Origin of the sequence: Kitasatospora sp. NPDC002227 (assembly GCF_040296285.1) — a bacterium.
GTDB lineage: Bacteria > Actinomycetota > Actinomycetes > Streptomycetales > Streptomycetaceae > Kitasatospora.
The window spans coordinates 1-17,969 of the sequence record NZ_JBEOWY010000052.1 but is presented as its reverse complement, the minus strand read 5'-3'; the positions used below and the strand labels follow the sequence as shown (position 1 = coordinate 17,969).

Below are 17,969 nucleotides of genomic sequence, written 5' to 3'. Positions count from 1 at the left end.
GTCGCCGAACGGTACGTCGCCGGTGTGACGTGGCGCGCACTGTCGCCCCTCGAAACCAGGTCTTTCCAGGTCATGAGGGGATTGCCGGAAGTTGGCAGGCTGGTTGCAGCATGCCACGGTCCGTCGTTCCGGGACCGATTATCCCCCGGGAGGGGGCTCGGCATAGCCCGTTCGGCGGACAAAGCGAGAATCCGGTTCCACATCGTGACCCGGAGCGGGGGGTGCCCACGGACGCCCGCGGGCACCCCCCGCGGGGGGTCAGCCCTTGCGGGCGCCCGGGAGCAGGATCGTGCGCAGAGCGCTGATCTCCCGCATCCGCTTCTCGGCCAGGCGGTCGGCGGCCACGGCCGGCGGCACGCCGTCGGAGACGGCGCGGGTGAAGATCTCCAGGGTGGTGTCGAAGATCTTCGTGGCCTTGTTCTTGGCGCGCTCGAAGTTGAAGCCGTCGATCTCGTCGGCGACCTGGATGACGCCGCCGGAGTTCACCAGGTAGTCCGGGGCGTAGAGGATGCCGCGGTCCGCCAGGTCCTTCTCCACGCCCGGGTGGGCCAGCTGGTTGTTGGCCGCGCCGCAGACCACCGAGGTGCCGGCCGCGCCGAGCGCGCCCACCGTGTGGTCGTCGAGCGCGCCGCCCAGGGCGCAGGGGGCGTAGACGTCGAGGTTCGCCTGGAGCAGGGCCGCGGTGTCGGCGACCACCTCGACGTCCGGGTGGGCCGCGCGGACGCGGTTCACGGCGGCCTCGAACGGGTCGGTGACGACGACCGTGGCGCCGTCGGCGACCAGGTGGCCGACCAGGTAGTGGCCGACCTTGCCGACGCCCGCGACGCCGACGCGCTTGCCGCGCAGGGTCGGCTGGCCCCAGCGGGCCTGGGCGGACGCGCGCATGCCCTGGAAGACACCGAAGGCGGTGAGGATGGAGGAGTCGCCGGCGCCGCCGTGCTCGGGGGAGCGGCCGGTGACGAACTCGGTCTCGCGGGCGATCACGTCCATGTCCTGGACGTAGGTGCCCACGTCGCAGGCGGTGATGTAGCGGCCGCGCAGCGACTGCACGAAGCGGCCGTAGGCGCGCAGCATGGCCTCGTTCTTGACCTTGTTCGGGTCGCCGATGATGACGGCCTTGCCGCCGCCGAGGTCGAGCCCGGCGAGGGCGTTCTTGTAGCTCATGCCGCGCGAGAGCCGCAGCGCGTCGTCCAGCGCCTCCTCCTCGGAGGCGTAGTCGAAGAAGCGCGTGCCGCCGAGGGCGGGGCCCAGGGCGGTGGAGTGGATGGCGATGATCGCCTTGAGGCCGGACTCGCGGTCGTGGCAGAGCACGACCTGCTCGTGCCCGTCGCCGGCCTGCTCGGTACGGAAGATCCTGCTGAGCACGCCGGGTGCGGAGTGCGGAGCGGACACGGTCTGTACGTCGGTCACTGTGGTGACTCCAGTATCTGTGGCCCACTGCTGTGGTGTGGGCGCCTATGGGAAGCCTAGCTTCGGGGCGGGCGCCGGTTCTGCCCCGTCCGGATAACGATCGGCGGCCCCGTGACGGCACTCTCCCGGGCGGCGGTGGGTGCGTGCGACCATGCAGAACGTGACCGCCGTGCGCACTTCGGTGCTCCCGCCCTACACCGCCCACCTGCGGGTCTACGAGCCGCTCGCCGCCTATCCGGAGCAGGAGCGGGCCCACTGGCAGGCCTACGTCGCCGCCCACGGCCCGGACGCCGTGGGCCCCGGGCAGCCGGTCGCCGCCGCGGCGCTGACCGAGCAGCGGGCGGCTCTGGCCGAACTGCTGGCGCGCACGCCGCGGGCGCTGCCGGAGAAGGAGAGCGGCCGGGCCTACGTCCGGGTGGTCGACTCGGTCACCTACGTCTGCCCGTGGTCGACCAGGCTGCGCAGCTGGCTGGCGCTGGAGGAGCTGGCGGCGGCCCTGCCGGTCGCGCTGCTCGACACGGTGCTGCCGCCCGCCGCCCGGGAGGCGGCCGAGGCGGACCGGGAGCGCTGGCAGGGGGCCCACCCGGACGCCCGGCCATGGATCCTGACCAGCCGCTGGGAGGTGCCGCTGAGGTGGTTCCTGCCGTTCGGCGCGGAGGACCGCTGCTTCGTACCGGAAGGCCATGGCGGGAATCCGCTGGAGTCCGTTTCGGCGAACGGGGAGAATGGGGAGAGGCCGGAGGGGGGCCGGAGGGCCGCGGCGCTGTTCTATCTGACGCCGATGGCCCAGGCTCGCCGACGGGTGGCGCGGGGTTACCGGGTGCTGCGGGAGCGGATCCCGCTGGGGCCGCTGGTACGGGAGGTGGAGCAGGTCGGGCGGTGGCTGGAGGAGTTCCATCCGAGGTCGCTGGTCGAGCTGGACTACGGGGGGTTGGTGCATCTGCTGGGGGCGGAGCGCTTGGCGGCCGAGGATTCGGTGGCCGAGCTGGAGCGGGGGCTGGGGGCGTTGAAGGCCGGGGACGGCGCTGAGGCCGCCCGTGCGTACCGGCTGGTGGTGGACCGCTGGCGGCAGGTGCTGGCGCTGCGGTACGCCAGCTGACGGGCGCTCAAAGGGCTTGTCAGTGCGGCCGGTGACGATGGACGGGCCCTTCGGCCCCCGAAGGGGGACCTTGGTCCCGGTTCGGGTCAATACCCCTCGAACGTGACACTACTCACCGTTGACGCGTACTTACCCCTATGTGTAAAAATGGGACAACCAGCCCAAGTTCACTCTGGTGTGTCCACTATTGGGTGGATCTGACGGTGGTGCGTGCTTTGCGGGGAAACGAAGGGTCTGGTCCGCTCGTAACCGATTGTCATCCTGGGATGACTGTCCGTTATGGGGTGGTCCATGGCCATCCGCCGCTCTTGGGCCCGTGAGGGGTCAATTTTGGCGGTTTGGCCGATAGGGCTGGACGGATGGTGTAGTTGTAGACACCAGGACAAGCCGTTCGTCCTATAACCGACTCGGCCCGTCTATGCCATTTCGGGCATCGCGGGCCAAGGTGCAGAATTTGAAGGATAGAACCGCCCTGGTTCGGTTCTCCCGAGGAGGCCGCTCATGACCGCTCGTACCCCTGATGCTGAGCCCCTGCTGACTCCGGCAGAGGTAGCCACCATGTTCCGCGTTGACCCGAAGACGGTGACGCGTTGGGCCAAGGCCGGCAAGCTCACGTCTATCCGCACTCTCGGCGGCCACCGCCGGTATCGCGAGGCGGAGGTGCGTGCTCTGCTGGCTGGGATTCCGGCGCAGCGTACCGAGGCCTGAGGGGCCCGCTGAAGCATTTCTGAAGGGGCTGTACGCCTGACTCCGCCGGGTCGGGGGTGCAGCCCCTTCGGCATGCCCGGAATCAATGCCTCCAAATGTTCCCTTTCCAAGGGAGGGGGGAATGCGTGGGAAAGCCAGTACAATTTTATATATTAAATTATGCGGCTCCCAGGGGACTCCCAGGGAGCTGAGAGTCAAGAAAATATAAGTGACGAGCGTCACGGGGGGTCGCTCTTGACGCGCCATCACCAGGAGTACCCGGGAGTACCCAGGAAACGCAAGAGGCCCGGAGCCTTTCGGCTCCGGGCCTCTCACCTACGGCGATCCTGACGGGACTTGAACCCGCGACCTCCACCTTGACAGGGTGGCGAGCTAACCAACTGCTCCACAGGACCAGATCTTTACTGCCTTGCCCGCCTGCTCTCGCCTGCGAACAAGACAGATCGTACGGCATCCGGGGCCCTGAAGTCGAACCGCGTCCTCCGGGGCCCCGGACACCCGGTTCCAGGGCCTGCCTTCCGGGTTACGCCGGGGCCCGGAAGGCAGGCCCTACCCGGCCGCCGCGGCGGCCTCCATCGCCTTCAGGATGCGCTTCTCCGAGACCGGGGTCGGGGTGCCCAGGCCCTGGGCGAAGAAGCTCACCCGGAGCTCCTCGATCATCCAGCGGATCTGCCGGACGGCCGGGGAGGGCTCCTGGCCGGGCGGCAGGGAGGCCAGCAGCTCGCCGTAGGCGTGCTGGACCTGCTGGACCTTCTGCAGGTGCAGCAGGTCGCGCTGCGGGTGGTTGGGCAGCGCCTCCAGGCGGCGGTCGACCGCGAGCAGATAGCGCTTCAGGTCGGGCAGCCGCTGCCAGCCGGTCTCGGTGACGAAGCCCGGGCTGCCGGGGGTGGCCGGGTGGATCAGCGAGGCCAGGTGCAGCCGGATGTCGTTGACGGCGGTGAGCAGCACCGGGCTGCTGACCGCCTTCAGCCGGGTCGAGGCCTTGTGGAAGGCGATCAGGGCCGAGGCCGTCTTGAGGGTGGCGTCGGCGGACAGCTCGTACAGGTCGGCCCGGACCTTGTCGTACAGCTTGGTGTACGCCGCCTCGTCCCAGGCCGGCCCGCCGTTCAGGGTCATCAGCCGGTCGGTCGCGGCGGCGACGATGTCCTCGAACAGGGCCGGGATCGAGCCGTGCGGGTTGTGCGAGAGCGCCAGCTTGGCCTGGTTGCCCAGGCGGCCCTGGATCGACTTGGCCGGGGAGTTGGTGCCCAGCATCAGCAGCCGCCGGGTGCCGGCCCACATCGCCTGGGCCTGGGCCTCGGGGGTGTCGAAGAGCCGGATCGCCACCGACTCCGTCTCGTCCACCAGCGCCGGGTAGGCCCGCAGCGAGTGGCCGCGCGAGCGCTGCTCGAAGGTGCGCTGGAGCACGGGCAGGCTCTCCGGCCAGCCGGTCAGACCGCGCTGCTCGATGCCCTGGCCGGAGGCGGCCGAGGAGAGGGTCTCCTTGAGCTTGGGCCCCAGCCCCAGCCGCAGCTCCTCCAAGTCCTTGGACTCGGCGAGCTTGCGCTTGCCGTCCACCACCCGGAAGGTCACCCGCAGGTGGTCCGGCACCCGCTCGTCGTCCCAGGCCTCCGGCGGGATGGTGATCGCCGTCATCCGCTTGAGGATGTGCTCGAGCGTCGGGAGCAGCGGCTCCTGACGGTTCTGCACCTGCTTGAGTGCGGCGGTCGCGAAGTCCGGCGCGGGCACGAAGTTGCGCCGGATCGCCTTGGGGAGGGAGCGGATGTACGCGGTGACCAGCTCGGCCCGCAGGCCGGGGATCTGCCAGTCGAAGCCCTCGCCGGTGACCTGGTTGAGCACCGGGAGCGGGATGTGGACGGTCACGCCGTCCGCGTCGCTGCCCGGCTCGAACTGGTAGGTGAGCTTGAAGCGGAGCTTGCCCTGCTGCCAGTAGTCCGGGTAGTCGGCCTCGGTGACTCCGTCGGCGGAGTCGTTGATGAGCATCGACTTCTCGAAGTTCAGCAGGTCCGGCTGCTCGTGCCGCTCCTTCTTCCACCAGGAGTCGAAGTGCCGGGTGGAGACGATCTCCTCCGGCAGGCGGCTGTCGTAGAAGTCGAACAGGGTCTGGTCGTCCACCAGGATGTCGCGGCGGCGGGCGCGGTTCTCCAGCTCCTCGACCTCGGAGAGCAGCTTGCGGTTCTCGGCGAAGAACTTGTGGTGGGTCTCCCAGTCGCCCTCGACCAGGGCGTTGCGGATGAACAGCTCGCGGCAGAGCTCCGGGTCGATCCGGCCGTAGTTGACCTTGCGCTGGGCGACGACCGGCATCCCGTAGAGGGTGACCTTCTCGTACGCCAGGACGGCCCCGGCCTTCTTCTCCCAGTGCGGTTCGCTGTACGTCTTCTTGATCAGGTGGCCGGCGATCGGCTCGACCCACTCGGGCTCGATCTTGGCGTTGATCCGGGCCCACAGCCGGGACGTCTCCACCAGCTCGGCCGACATCACCCAGCGCGGGGGCTTCTTGAACAGCCCGGAGCCGGGGAAGATCGCGAACCGGGCGCCGCGCGCGCCGCCGTACTCGCGCTTCTCCACGTCGAACAGGCCCAGGTGCGAGAGCAGACCGGCCAGCAGTGACTGGTGGATCCGGTCGGCGTCCGGTTCGGCATCGGGGTGGGGCTCGTCGATGGTGACGCCGAGCTGCTTGGCGACGGTGCGCAGCTGCGAGTAGATGTCCTGCCACTCGCGTATCCGCAGGTAGTTGAGGTACTCGCTCTTGCACATCCGGCGGAAGGCCGAGCTGGAGAGCTCCTTCTGCTGCTCGCGGACGTACCGCCAGATCGCCAGGTAGGCGAGGAAGTCGGAGGTCTCGGAGTTGAAGCGGCGGTGCCGCTCGTCGGCCGCCTGGCGCTTCTCGGCGGGGCGCTCGCGCGGGTCCTGGATGGAGAGGGCGGCGGCGATCACCATGACGTCGCGGACGCAGCCGTTCTTCGACGCCTCGATGACCATCCGGGCGAGCCTCGGGTCGACCGGGAGCTGGGCCAGCTGGCGGCCGAGCGGGGTCAGGCGCTTGCGGTGGTCCTTCTCGGCCGGGTCGAGGGCGCCGAGCTCGTGCAGGAGGTTGACGCCGTCCTTGATGTTGCGCGAGTCCGGCGGGTCGAGGAACGGGAAGGCGGCGATGTCGCCGAGCCCGGCGGCGGTCATCTGGAGGATGACGGAGGCCAGGTTGGTACGGAGGATCTCGGCGTCGGTGAACTCGGGGCGGGCGAGGAAGTCCTCCTCCGAGTACAGCCGGATGCAGATGCCGTCGCTGGTACGGCCGCAGCGGCCCTTGCGCTGGTTGGCGCTGGCCTGGCTGATGGCCTCGATCGGCAGGCGCTGCACCTTGGTGCGATGGCTGTAGCGCGAGATGCGGGCGGTGCCCGGGTCGATCACGTACTTGATGCCGGGGACGGTGAGGGAGGTCTCGGCGACGTTGGTCGCCAGCACGATCCGGCGGGAGTTGGAGCGCTGGAAGACCCGGTGCTGCTCGGCGCTGCTCAGGCGGGCGTAGAGCGGCAGGATCTCGGTGCCCTGCCAAATAGCGGCTCCGCCGCGGGTGAGCTTGAGTTTCGTGAGCGCGTCCGCGGTGTCGCGGATCTCGCGCTCGCCGGAGAGGAAGACCAGGATGTCGCCCGGGCCCTCGGCCTGGAGCTCCTGGGCGGCCTCGCAGATCGCCTGGATCTGGTCGCGGTCGCGGTCGACCGTCTCGTCGTCCTCCTCGGCGTCGTCGACCAGCGGGCGGTAGCGGACCTCGACCGGGTAGGTGCGGCCGGAGACCTCGATGATCGGGGCGTCCGAGAAGTGCTTGGCGAAGCGCTCCGGGTCGATGGTCGCCGAGGTGATGATCACCTTGAGGTCGGGGCGGCGGGGGAGCAGCTGCTTGAGGTAGCCGAGCAGGAAGTCGATGTTGAGGCTGCGCTCGTGCGCCTCGTCGATGATCAGGGTGTCGTACTGGCGCAGCTCGCGGTCGGTCTGGATCTCGGCGAGCAGGATGCCGTCCGTCATCAGCTTGACCAGGGTGTCCTGGCCGACCTGGTCGGTGAAGCGGACCTTCCAGCCGACGGCCTCGCCGAGCGGGGTCCGCAGCTCCTCGGCGACGCGGTCGGCCACCGTGCGGGCGGCGATCCGGCGGGGCTGGGTGTGGCCGATCAGGCCCTTCACACCCCGGCCGAGCTCCAGACAGATCTTGGGGATCTGGGTGGTCTTGCCGGAGCCTGTCTCGCCCGCGACGATCACCACCTGGTGGTCGCGGACGGCCGCCAGGATGTCGTCCTTCTTCTGGCTGACGGGCAGCTCCGCCGGGTACGTGATCTCCGGGACGGCGGCCCGGCGCTGCTCGACCCGCAGCTCGGCCCGGTCGATGTCCTTGGCCAGCTCCTCGGCGATCTTCTGCCGGGCCTCCGGCTTCCGGACCCGCCGGGCGCCGTCCAGCCGGCGGCCGATCCGCTGCTGGTCGCGCAGCATCAGTTCGGGCAGCCGGGCGGCCAGCCCCCCGATGGTGGGTGCATCGGCGGGCGTGGCTACGGGAGAACTCAACTCGGACATCCCTCTAGGTTCGCAAGGAGGCACGGGCGGGCGCACCTCGGTTTTCGAGCCCCTCCAGTGTCACAGACCGCCGGAGGAGGAGCCGGGTAGCCTCCCGGGGCATGAGTGCTTTTGACGATCATGAGCGGGCGATGTGGGCGGGCAAGGCGGAGGCGTACGGGCGCAGCTTCGCCGCGCTGTGCGGGCATGCGGTGCCCGCGCTGTTGGACGCGGCGAGGGTCTTTGAGGGTGTCCGGGTGCTTGACGTGGGCACCGGGCCGGGGTCGGTGGCCGTGGCGGCGCTGGAGCGCGGGGCGGTGGTAAGTGCGGTGGACGCCGAGCCGGGGATGGTCGCGCTCGCCTCGGCGCTCGGGGTGGACGCCCGGGTGGCCGTGCTGCCGGAGCTGCCGTTCGAGGACGGTGCGTACGACGCGGTGGTGGCCAACTTCGTGGTCAACCACGTCGGGCACCCGGCGGTGGCGATGGCCGAGCTGCGGCGGGTGGCCCGGCCGGGCGGGCGGCTGGCCGCGACGGTCTGGGCGGACGCGGGCAACGGCGCGATGGACCTGATAGTCCAGGCGCTCACGGCGGCCGGGGTGGAGTGGCCGGCGCTGCCCCGGGTGCCGGAGGAGCTGAACTTCGAGCGCACCCCGGCGGGGTTCGCAGCGCTGGCCGAAGCGGCCGGCTGGGGCGAGGTGGCGGGCCGGGAGCTGGTGGTGTCGCACCGGGTGGCGCCCGAGGCCTGGTGGGCCGGGGTGGCGGACGGCGTCGCCAACCTCGGGCTGGTGGTGACGGGGCTGCCCGAGGAGGTGCGGGCCCGGGCGAAGGCCGAGTACGACCGGCTGGCCGCGGGGGCGGTGGGGGAGGACGGGCTGCTGGTGGTCCCGGGGCTCGCGGTGCTGGTGGCGGGCCTGGCGTAGGCCCCCGCAGTCTCCTCAGCGTGGGCGGGGTCGGATAGCCTCTTGACTGATTATCAGCCAGGCTTTGGGGGATTGGGGGGAGAGCCATGGGCTTTCTGAGCACGCTCGAAGGCATCGGCAAGGGGATCGTGCACGGGGTCGAGGACGTCGTCCTCGTACCGAGCGAGGTGGCGCACTGGGCGCTCGGCAAGATGTTCGGCGACTCGGACGCGGAGCTGGAGAAGCTCGCCGGGGAGCTGGACGCGATGGCCAAGCAGGTCGACCGGCTGGACCAGGACATCCGGACGGCACTCGGGCAGCTGACCTGGCACGGGCCCGCCTCGGACGCCTTCATCGCGCACGCGAACGACCGGCTGCGCGAGCTGGCCACGGTGTCCGAGGAACTGCAGGGCCTCGGCAAGGCGATGAAGCAGCTCGCCCATGTCTACTGAGATGCCCACTGAGATGTCCACCACCACGGGGAGTGTGCCGGATGGCCGGTGACCAGTTCGGTTTCCAGATGGGCGAGTTGGCCAAGATCCAGCAGGACTGGCAGCAGCTCAACCAGCAGATGGCCGCGATGACCGCGAAGATGGGCGAGATCGAGCACGTGATCGCCAAGGCGGCGGCCACCGACCTCTTCGCGGGCATCCCCTCCGGCCTGCTCGGCTTCGGTGTGATCGCCAACCGGCTGACCAAGGACGTGCACGAGATCAAGGCCCGGGCCGAGGCCCTCAAGGCGACCAAGGACCAGCTCACCAAGGAGCTCGGCGAGGACGCCGAGAAGCTGGGGAGCGTCGCCAAGGAGTACGAGGCGATCGAGAAGAAGATCCTCGAGGACCTGCAGAAGCAGAAGGACAAGCAGCCGCCGAGCAGCCCGCAGCCGCCCAAGCAGGGCGGGGGCGGCGGTGACGGCGGTGGGTCCGGCGGCTCGGGCGGGTCCGGTGGGTCCGGCGGTTCCAAGGGCGGCCACGGCGGCCACGGCGGTTCCGGCGACGGCGGTGGCAGCACCGGCTCCGGCGGCGACGGCGGGACGGGCGACGCGGGCGCGCCGGGCGGCAAGTTCGACGGGCCGACGCTCAAGGACCACAGCACCGGCAACTGGGAGACCCATCTCACCGGCCGGAGCTGGGACTCCTGGAGCGACCACGCCCACCCCACCAACGGCCACGGCGACGGCGTCAAGGACAAGCCGGACCTGGACGGCCTCGACCCCGAGCGCAAGGCGATCGTGGAGCGCGGCCTGGAGCGCGCCGAGCACAAGCTCGGCTACAGCCAGGGCGCCATCACCAACGGCTACCGGGTGGACTGCTCCGGCCTGGTCTCCGCGGCCTGGGGCATCCCGCCCGGCCCGGAGGGCGGCATGAACACCTGGGACCTGGAGAGCTCCAAGGTCTCGCACCACATCACCAAGGACGAGCTGAAGCCCGGCGACGCGCTGGTCTGCAACACGCCCAAGCACGAGCACGTGGTGCTGTTCGGCGGCTGGGCCAACGCCGAGCACACCAAGTTCGTCTGCATCGAGGACAGCGGCAGCCACGGCTGCGTCTCGCACGTGCTCGACTACCCGTACCCGGCCACCGGGCCCTACCGGCCGATCCGGAAGAACGGCGTGGAGTGAACACCGCCCGGTCCGGCGGGGCGTAGGGAACCGCCGGGCCGGGTAATCCGTCCGACCGTCGGACCGACGACCGTCGAGCCCACGAAGAACGTGAGCAACCTTCACCCAGGGGGAGTCAACCGCCTTGTCCACACGTCGAGTTATCTGCGCCACCGCCGGTACGGCCGTGGCCGTCCTGGCCCTGGCGGCCTGCGGCTCCAAGTCGCCCGCGCTCTCGGCCGCCGCCCCGGCCGCGCCCTCCACCGCCGCGAGTGCCGTCTCCTCCGCGCCCTCCGCCCCCGCCCCCGGCATCGCCAGTGGTGAGCCCGCGCCCAACGCGGCGAGCTCCAACCCTGCGGTCTCCTCCAACGCCCCGCTCAAGCCGGGCGCCACCCCCTGCAAGCCCGACAAGCCGGTGGCCCCCGGCCACAAGGTCGTGGTGGCCACCAAGGCCGCCACCACGAGCACGCTGTACGCCCAGGACGGCGTCTTCGACTGCGGAAAGGCCCCCGACTACGGCTGGTGGCCCAAGGGCGACGAGAAGACCTACACGATCCTGCCCACCGCCAAGGCCCAGCTGGCCGGCGCCGAGGGCAACAAGACCGTCACCCTGGCCCAGCTGGTCGCCCACCTGACCGCCTGCGTCACCAACACCGGTGACACCTCCAGCTGCGGCTCCGGCAAGACCTACGACATCGCCCTGGACTCCTCCGGCAAGGTCACCGGCCTCACCGAGCTCTTCAGCCCCTGAAGACCTCTCATCGCGGTGGCGTGACACGTATGTTCGACCTGCTGGATGATGTCTCCCGCCTGTCGCCTCCGGCGCGGGCGGGAGAACTTGATCAGGGGGGTCAACCGTGCGCCTGCGAATCCTCGCCGGCCTCGTCACCGTCACCGGCGTCGTCCTGGGCACAGCCGTGCCCGGACTCGCGGTGGCGGACGCTGCGACGCTGTACGTCGACAGCACCAACCCTCGGTGCACCGACAGCGGTGCGGGGGCGGGCGGCCCGTCGGCGCCGTTCTGCACGATCCAGGCGGCGGCCGATGCCGTGCAGGCCGGCCAGACCGTGGAGGTGGTCCACGGGTCCTATCCGGAGAAGGTGACGGTCACCCACTCCGGGGAGCCCGGCAAGCCGGTCACCTTCCGGACCGGCGTCCTGCCGACGGTGAGCCAGCCGGTGGTCGGCCAGAAGGACGGCGTGCACGCGGACCACGGCTTCGTGCTGGCCTCGGTGCACGACATCGTGATCTCGGGCTTCACCGTGACGCCGACCGCCGAGCCGTTCGTGCTGACCGGCACCAGCCGCGTCACGCTGGAGTCGAACCGGGTGCGCGCCACCGGCGGGGCCACCCCGGCCGTCCGGATCGGCGGCGGGGCGGACGCCACCACGCTCAGCAGGAACTTTCTCTTCGACGGTCCGAACGCCGTGGTGGTCGAGGGCGGGGCCACCGGTACGACGGTGACCGGCAACGTGGTGGACTCCCGGAACGGCGGCGGTGGAGTCCGGATCACCGACTCGACCGGCACCGTGGTCACCGGGAACACCGTAAGCACCCTGTGTGCTCCTGGCATCGCGCTGCTCGGCGACTCCTCGAAGTCCGTGATCGAGAACAACGTCGTCGCGCCCGGTACCGTCATCCTCGGCAAGCAATACACCGACTGCGCGCAGCAGGTCAGTCCGGTCAAGGTGGTGGTCTCCGCGTTCTCGGCGGTGGGCACCAAGCTGGACTACAACCTCGTCCAGCCCGTCCCCGGCAGGGACGCCTACGAGTGGTCGGACGCACCGATCGCCGACCACGGTGCGCTATTCACCCGGCTCGGCCAGGGTGAGCACGACATCAACACCGACCCGAAGTTCGGTGCGATCTACGGTGTCTCCCCGGGGGATGGCTCCCCGGCGGTGGACTCCGCGGACGCCAACGCCCCCGGTGCACTGTCGGTGGACCTGGTCGGCCACCATCGGATTGACGACCCGAACGCGGTCAACTCCGGTAGTGGTGTGCCGTACTACGATCGTGGCGCGATCGAGCGGACCGACCAGGTGGGCGTCTGGCTGATGGCCTCCACCAGCCAGATCCCAACCGGACACTCGGTCGGCTTCACGGCCTCGGTCACCCCCTCCTGGTCCGCGCCGGTCTCCTACAGGTACGACTTCGGGGACGGCACTCCGCCGCTTGAGACCGACCGGCCGACGGCGGACCACGTCTACACGACCGCCGGGTACATGCTTCCGAGCCTCACGGTGACCTTCGCCAACGGCAACACCCTCTCGGTGACCAGCTACTCGCTGCAGATCACCGAACCCGGGCCGATCGTCCCGAGGTTCATGGTGGTGCCCCGGGACGATGCGCTGGCCTACGGCGTCGAGGACTTGGGCTCGACCTCGGCGTGGCCGATCACGGGCCGGATGTACGACTTCGGTGACGGCACCGGCCAGCAGGGCGACCTCGGCCACCAGTACACCAAGGAGGGCGACTACACCGTCACGATGTACGTGACGGACCAGGGCGGCCAGACCGCCAAGCTCAGCCAGCAGCTGCACGTGGCCTATCGCCCGTCCACCTTCCACGCGCTCGCTCCGCAGCGGGCCCTGGACACCCGCCGGGGCACCGCCGGCCGGACCACGCTCGGCCCCGGCCAGTCGCTCACCGTGCCCCGGCCGGCCGGTCTGCAGTCCGAGGCCACGGCGCTGGTGCTGAACGTGACGGCTGTCAACCACACGGGTGGTGGCTACCTGGCGGTCTACCCGGCGGGCCAGGACCGTCCGACGACCTCGAACGTGAACTTCGCGGCCGGGCAGGTGGTGCCGAACCTGGTGACCGTCCCGGTGGGCCGGGACGGCGAGGTGTCCGTCTACAACCGCTTCGGCTCCACCGATGTGGTGGTGGACGTGGCCGGGTACTACTCGGTGAGGACGGAGAGCGGTGACCGTTTCACCGCACAGGCGCCGGTGCGGCTGCTCGACACCCGTACACCGGGCCACTCGGCGGTGGCGTCCGGGGTTCCGGCCTCGGTGCGGGTCCGTGGTCTGAACGGTGTGCCGGCCGACGCGACGGCGGCGGTGCTGAACGTGACGGCGACCCGGGGGACGGGGCCGAGCTACTTCTCGCTGTACCCGGAGGCCGGGAAGCCGACCGGGACGAGCAACCTGAACTTCGGTGCCGGGCAGACGGTGGCGAACCAGGTCGTGGTGCCGATCGGGGCGGACGGGTCGGTGCAGTTGAGCAACTTCGCGGGCCGGGCGGACGCGATCGTCGACCTGTTCGGGTACTACAGCCCGAAGGGTGCGGCGCTGTTCCAGCCGGTCACGCCGCGCCGGTTGGCGGACACCCGTACTCCTGGCAAGGGTGCGCTGGGCCCGGGCGGGCAGCTGTCGGTGGCGACGGGTGCGCCGGCCGGGGCGACCGGTGCGGTGGTCAACCTGACGGCGACGGCGCCGACCGTGGGCGGGTACCTGACGGCCTGGGCGGACGGCTCGGTGCGGCCGGGGACGAGCAACCTGAACTTCCTGGCCGGGCAGACGGTGCCCAACCACGTGACCACGCCGCTGAGTTCGGACGGCAGGTTCGACGTGTACAACTTCGCCGGGAACACCCAGGTGGTGGCCGACCTGTTCGGGTACTACGTCAAGGGCTGAGTGCGCTTCACGGCGGCCGCGCCGAGCAGGGTGACGGCCGCCAGGGAGAGCCAGAGAGCGGCCGGGCCGCAGGCGTACAGGGCGGTCAGCACGGCCGGGGAGAGCGCCACCCCGATGCCGCTGGAGAGCTGGAACCGGGCCAGGGCCCGGCCCAGCCGCTCCGGCTCGGTGGTGGCGATCACCAGGGCGGTGGCGGTGCCGGTGTACCCGATCTCCCCCGCCGTCAGCAGCACCGAGACCACCGCGACGGCCGCCGCCGCGCCTCGGCCGCCCAGCGAGCCGGCCGCCCAGAAGCCCAGGTAGGAGAGCGCGAGCAGCGCCCCGGCGGCGGCCAGCGCGGTGTGCCGGGAGTACCGGGACAGCCACCGCACCACGGCGACCTGGCCGGTCACCACCAGCACGGTGTTGCCGACGAAGACCGCCGCCGACCAGGCTGGCGCGGCGTGCAGCTGCGTCACCAGGACGGCGGGCAGGGCGACTTCGAGCACGTTGAAGCAGAACGCGTACGGGAGGTTGGCGAGGTCCAGCACGGTGGGACGGGCCCCGCCGGTCCGTACGGTCTGCGGACGCCGGGCGGCCGTGGTCCGCAGGGACCAGGCCAGTGCCCCGGCGAGGGCGTAGCCGAGGGCCGTCGCGGCGGCCATCGTCCGCAGGGCGCCCGTGCCGCCGGTGGTGCCGAGCGCCGCGAGCAGGGCGCCGAGGCCGAGCCCGGCGTTGCGCAGCGAGCGGCCGGCCGCGAGGGCGGCGTCCCGGTCGCGGGCCGGGGCGAGTGCGGTGACCAGGGCGGCGTGCGCGGGCGCCCAGCACTGGTTGCCGGTGCCGAGCAGCAGCGAGGCCAGCACGAAGGCGGGCAGGGCGCCGCCGCCCGGGCGGGCCGCCAGCAGTGGGAGCACCCCGAGCGCCCGGACGGCCATCGCGGCGGCCACCACCGCCGTCCGGCCGCCCCGGTCGATCCAGCGCCCGGCGAGCGGCACCGCCGCGAGCCCGAGCACCATGCCCACCGACATCGCCGCCCCGGTCTCCGCCACTCCCAGGTGCAGCACCCGCATCCCGTACAGCAGCAGGAACGGCCGGAGCAGGCCGGTGCCCAGGGCGTCCACGGCGAGGGCGGCGGCGTAGCGCGGGCCGCCGGCGGCGGTGAGCAGCCGGGGCAGAGGGGTGGGGGTGAGTACGGCGGTCGTCATGGGGGCAACCGTGGGGCCGGGCTCCCGGGGCGGTCACGTCGATTGACGATTGCCGTCAATCGTGGCTGACACACCGGCGGTGAGCTGCCACGATGGCCCGGTGAGCCTGACCGTGGACATCTCCGGGGTGCCGCCGGAGCGGATGCTGTTCGCCGTCTCTCCCCTCGCGGAGCTGGCGGCGATGCTGCACGTGCTCGCCGTGCCCGGGCACCACCCGAGCCTGCAGGGCTGGGTGGCCCGGACCAGGGAGGCGCTGCCCGGGGAGCTCGCGGCCCGGCTGGCCGGTTCGGCCTTCCTCTGGCGCTCCTTCCGGGCCGACTTCCTGCTGCCCGGCGAGCCCGGGGAGACGCTCGCCGAGGAGCTGGACGAGCTCGACAAGCTGGACGACCGCACCTACCTGGCCTCGGCCCTGGTGATGACCTGCGGTGCGGACTCCGGCGCCGCCGCCTCCGACGCCGGGCTGGCCCGGGCCATCGAACTCGCCCGCGCCCGGGGCCCCTTGCAGTCCGGCTTCGCCGAGCGGCTGGCGGACGACCCGCCGGGTGTGCGGGCCGAGGTGCGGCAGCTCCTGGAGGACTGCGCCCCGGCCTTCTTCACCGAGACCTGGCGGCGGGTGCGGCCCCGGCTGCTCGCCGACCTGCGGGTCAAGCAGGACCTGCTGGCCCGGCACGGCCTGGCCGAGACGCTGGCGGCCGTCTCCCGGGCGATCCGGTTGGACACCTCGGCCGACGGCGCCCGCAGCCGGCTGGTGATCGACAAGCTGCAGGACAACGCGACCACGGCGGTGGGCACCGGCCTGACCTTCATCCCCACCGTCTTCGGCCACCCGCACCTGGTGGCGATGCACTCGCGGGGCCGCCGCCCGGTGCTGCAGTACCCCGCCGCCACCCCGGACCTGCCCGAGCCCGTCCCGCTCGACCAGGTCACCCTGCGGCTTCAGGCGCTGGCCCACCCCGTCCGCCTCCGGCTGGCCCGCACCCTCGCCCGCGGCCCGCACACCACCGGCGAGCTGGCCACCGCCTGGGAGCTCACCGCCCCCGAGGTCTCCCGCCACCTGACCGTGCTGCGCAAGGCGGAGCTGCTCACCACCCGGCGGCGCGGCCGCTACGTGCTGCACGAGCTCGACCCGGCCGCCACCACGGCACTCGGCACCGATCTGCTCGAGGCCCTGCTGCGCTGAGGGCTCAGCCGTGGGCCTCGTACAGCTTCATCGCCTGGAGGCCGTGCGCCAGCGAGCCGCCCGCGCGGACGGCTCCGGCCACGAACACCACCTCGGCCAGCTCTTCGGGCGTGACGCCGTGCCGGCGGGCCTGGGCGGTGTGCACGTCCAGGCAGTACGAGCACTGGGTGGTCAACGCGACTGCCACGGCGACGAGTTCGCGGACCTTGCGGGGGACGGCGCCGTCGGTGCGGTCCACGGCCTGCTGGAAGCCCCGCCAGGCGGCGGACTCCGGCGGGGCGAGCGCCCCGACCTGCCTGGCGCGGGTCAGGTCGGACGGGTCCTGGTAGGTGTGCTGGTGCACGGTGTCTCCTTGCTCCGGTCGGTGGAGTCAGCTCAGCAGGTGGGCGGGGTGGGCGTCCAAGACCGTTTCGGTCCGGCCTTGACCGGCTCGGTATCGGCGGTTGATGCTGAACGGAAAATCGGACCTCAGCCGGGCAGGGTGGCAGCGTCCGTTTCGCGGAGCGGAACGGACATCCGGTGAGTCGGATGGTCAGGCTGCGGGTGCGAGGGTGACCTGGTGGCCGAGGGCCTGGAGCTGGCGGACGAGGTCGCGGGTCCTGCGGGCGCTGTTCAGGTGGCGCTGGTGCCAGTCGGCGCCGAGGTCCTGGTAGCGCGCGTCGGGGTCGTTGATGAGATGCCAGGCGATGACGAGGATCGAGCGGGCGACGGCGACCAGGGCCTTGGCGTGGCCCCGGCGTTTGACGATCCGTCGGTAACGGGCGCCGAGGAAGGTGTCGGTGCGGGCTGCGGCGCTGGCCGCCTCGCCCAGGGCACCCTTGAGCCAGGGGTTGCCTTTCCCGGCCGGGCCGGTCGTGTTCTTCGTCCCGGACTGTACGGTCCGGGGACAGAGCTTCGCCCAGGAGGCCAGGTGCTCGGGGGTGGGGAACCGGCTCATGTCCAGGCCGATCTCGGCGAGGATGATCTGCGCGGTGGCCGGCCCGACGCCGGGGATGGCATCGAGGCGTTCGATCGCCTCAGGCCCTGTGCGCCCTGAGGCGGCGACCAGCACACCGTCATCTTCCGCGCTGCCGGGCGGGCCGGTCATCTCGCCGACCAGCACCTTGATGTGCCTGTCGAGTCCGGCGATCTGACCGGTGAAGTGGTCGACGGTCTCCAGCAGGATCCGCAGCAGGTGGCCGTGGTGGTCCTCGAACTGCCCGGTCAGCGCCTCGGCGAGGGCCGGGCGCTTGTTGACCAGGCTGCCTTTGGCCAGGTCCGCCAAGGCCCGGGGGTTGCGCTCGCCCGCGACCAGGGCGTCGAGCATAGCCCGCCCCGAGGCGCCGAAGAGGTCGGAGACCACGGTGGAGAGCTTGATCTGGGCGTCCTCGAGGAGCTTCTCGACACGGTGCTTGTGCCGGGTGCGGTCCTGCGTGAAGGCGGTGCGGGTGCGAGTGAGGTCCCGCAGCTGCCGCACTGGCTTGGGCGGCACGAACGAGGCCCGGACCATGCCGCGCTCGGCGAGCTTGGCCAGCCAGACCGCGTCCAGCTTGTCGGTCTTCGGCCGGCCCGGGACGTTCTTCACCTCACGGGCGTTGACCAGCCAGCACTCCAGACCGCGGGCCTCCAACAGGTAGAAGAACGGCTTCCAGTAGCTTCCGGTGGCCTCCATCACCACCCGCTGGACGCCCTGGCACAGCAGCCGGTCACCGAGTTCCAGGACCGCGTTGGTG

The 17,969-nt window shown here is 71.4% G+C and carries 13 protein-coding genes and 1 tRNA gene; 8 read left to right on the top strand and 6 right to left on the bottom strand.

The genetic code is table 11. From position 1 onward, the window contains the following. Window positions 1–258: 258 nt before the first annotated feature. Window positions 259–1,410, bottom strand: a complete 1,152-nt coding sequence (locus ABT095_RS31810) for a Glu/Leu/Phe/Val dehydrogenase dimerization domain-containing protein (protein WP_350533029.1) — start codon at window positions 1,408–1,410, stop codon at window positions 259–261. A 151-nt stretch (window positions 1,411–1,561) separates the two neighbouring features. Here ABT095_RS31810 and ABT095_RS31805 point away from each other — a divergent pair, with 151 nt between their 5' ends. Both ABT095_RS31805 and bldC read left to right on the top strand, forming a co-directional pair. Continuing rightward, window positions 1,562–2,509 (top strand): DUF8083 family protein, encoded by a 948-nt coding sequence (locus tag ABT095_RS31805; RefSeq protein ID WP_350533028.1) that lies wholly within the window; start codon window positions 1,562–1,564, stop codon window positions 2,507–2,509. Window positions 2,510–3,010: 501 nt separating this feature from the next. Continuing rightward, window positions 3,011–3,217 (top strand): developmental transcriptional regulator BldC, encoded by a 207-nt coding sequence (bldC, locus tag ABT095_RS31800; RefSeq protein WP_014137253.1) that lies wholly within the window; start codon window positions 3,011–3,013, stop codon window positions 3,215–3,217. A 321-nt stretch (window positions 3,218–3,538) separates the two neighbouring features. Here the strand turns inward: bldC and ABT095_RS31795 are convergent. Then, a tRNA-Asp gene (locus ABT095_RS31795) sits at window positions 3,539–3,612 on the bottom strand. A 154-nt stretch (window positions 3,613–3,766) separates the two neighbouring features. Further along, window positions 3,767–7,777 (bottom strand): ATP-dependent RNA helicase HrpA, encoded by a 4,011-nt coding sequence (gene hrpA, locus ABT095_RS31790; protein ID WP_350533027.1) that lies wholly within the window; start codon window positions 7,775–7,777, stop codon window positions 3,767–3,769. Window positions 7,778–7,878: 101 nt separating this feature from the next. Here hrpA and ABT095_RS31785 point away from each other — a divergent pair, with 101 nt between their 5' ends. The 5 genes from ABT095_RS31785 to ABT095_RS31765 all read left to right on the top strand — a co-directional run bounded on the left by ABT095_RS31785 (window position 7,879) and on the right by ABT095_RS31765 (window position 13,893). Then, window positions 7,879–8,676, top strand: a complete 798-nt coding sequence (locus ABT095_RS31785) for a class I SAM-dependent methyltransferase (protein ID WP_350533026.1) — start codon at window positions 7,879–7,881, stop codon at window positions 8,674–8,676. Between the two features lie 86 nt (window positions 8,677–8,762). Next, window positions 8,763–9,107, top strand: coding sequence for a WXG100 family type VII secretion target (locus ABT095_RS31780; RefSeq protein ID WP_350533025.1), 345 nt, complete (start codon window positions 8,763–8,765; stop codon window positions 9,105–9,107). A 41-nt stretch (window positions 9,108–9,148) separates the two neighbouring features. Next, window positions 9,149–10,276: a hypothetical protein gene (locus ABT095_RS31775; RefSeq protein WP_350533024.1), complete on the top strand. Its 1,128-nt coding sequence runs from the start codon at window positions 9,149–9,151 to the stop codon at window positions 10,274–10,276. 124 nt (window positions 10,277–10,400) lie between these two features. Then, entirely contained in the window at window positions 10,401–11,006 is a 606-nt protein-coding gene (locus ABT095_RS31770; protein WP_350533023.1) for a hypothetical protein, read from the top strand. 106 nt (window positions 11,007–11,112) lie between these two features. Next, the gene (locus tag ABT095_RS31765) at window positions 11,113–13,893 is read left to right on the top strand and encodes a PKD domain-containing protein (RefSeq protein ID WP_350533022.1); all 2,781 of its coding nucleotides are present in this window, start codon (window positions 11,113–11,115) and stop codon (window positions 13,891–13,893) included. Here ABT095_RS31765 and ABT095_RS31760 read toward each other — a convergent pair. Then, window positions 13,878–15,077 (bottom strand): MFS transporter, encoded by a 1,200-nt coding sequence (locus ABT095_RS31760; protein ID WP_350533021.1) that lies wholly within the window; start codon window positions 15,075–15,077, stop codon window positions 13,878–13,880. The genes ABT095_RS31765 and ABT095_RS31760 overlap by 16 nt on opposite strands. Window positions 15,078–15,177: 100 nt before the next feature. On the opposite strand from ABT095_RS31760, the gene ABT095_RS31755 reads away from it, so the two are divergent. Beyond that, on the top strand, window positions 15,178–16,257 hold the full coding sequence (locus ABT095_RS31755) for a DUF5937 family protein (RefSeq protein ID WP_350533020.1): 1,080 nt from the start codon (window positions 15,178–15,180) through the stop codon (window positions 16,255–16,257). A 4-nt stretch (window positions 16,258–16,261) separates the two neighbouring features. Here the strand turns inward: ABT095_RS31755 and ABT095_RS31750 are convergent, their stop codons facing one another. Together ABT095_RS31750 and ABT095_RS31745 are read right to left on the bottom strand one after the other, a co-directional pair. After that, window positions 16,262–16,600 carry a carboxymuconolactone decarboxylase family protein gene (locus tag ABT095_RS31750; RefSeq protein WP_350533019.1) on the bottom strand — a complete coding sequence of 113 codons (339 nt, stop codon included), beginning with the start codon at window positions 16,598–16,600 and terminating at the stop codon, window positions 16,262–16,264. 189 nt (window positions 16,601–16,789) lie between these two features. Then, window positions 16,790–17,969, bottom strand: a 1,180-nt coding sequence (locus tag ABT095_RS31745) for an IS110 family RNA-guided transposase (protein ID WP_350533018.1), incomplete at its 5' end; no start/stop codon positions are given.

Coding starts and splice junctions, on each gene's coding strand:
- ABT095_RS31805 (WP_350533028.1), top strand. CDS start 1,562: ATGCAGAACGTGACCGCCGTGCGCACTTCGGTGCTCCCGCCCTACACC.
- bldC (WP_014137253.1), top strand. CDS start 3,011: ATGACCGCTCGTACCCCTGATGCTGAGCCCCTGCTGACTCCGGCAGAG.
- hrpA (WP_350533027.1), bottom strand. CDS start 7,777: ATGTCCGAGTTGAGTTCTCCCGTAGCCACGCCCGCCGATGCACCCACC.
- ABT095_RS31785 (WP_350533026.1), top strand. CDS start 7,879: ATGAGTGCTTTTGACGATCATGAGCGGGCGATGTGGGCGGGCAAGGCG.
- ABT095_RS31780 (WP_350533025.1), top strand. CDS start 8,763: ATGGGCTTTCTGAGCACGCTCGAAGGCATCGGCAAGGGGATCGTGCAC.
- ABT095_RS31775 (WP_350533024.1), top strand. CDS start 9,149: ATGGCCGGTGACCAGTTCGGTTTCCAGATGGGCGAGTTGGCCAAGATC.
- ABT095_RS31760 (WP_350533021.1), bottom strand. CDS start 15,077: ATGACGACCGCCGTACTCACCCCCACCCCTCTGCCCCGGCTGCTCACC.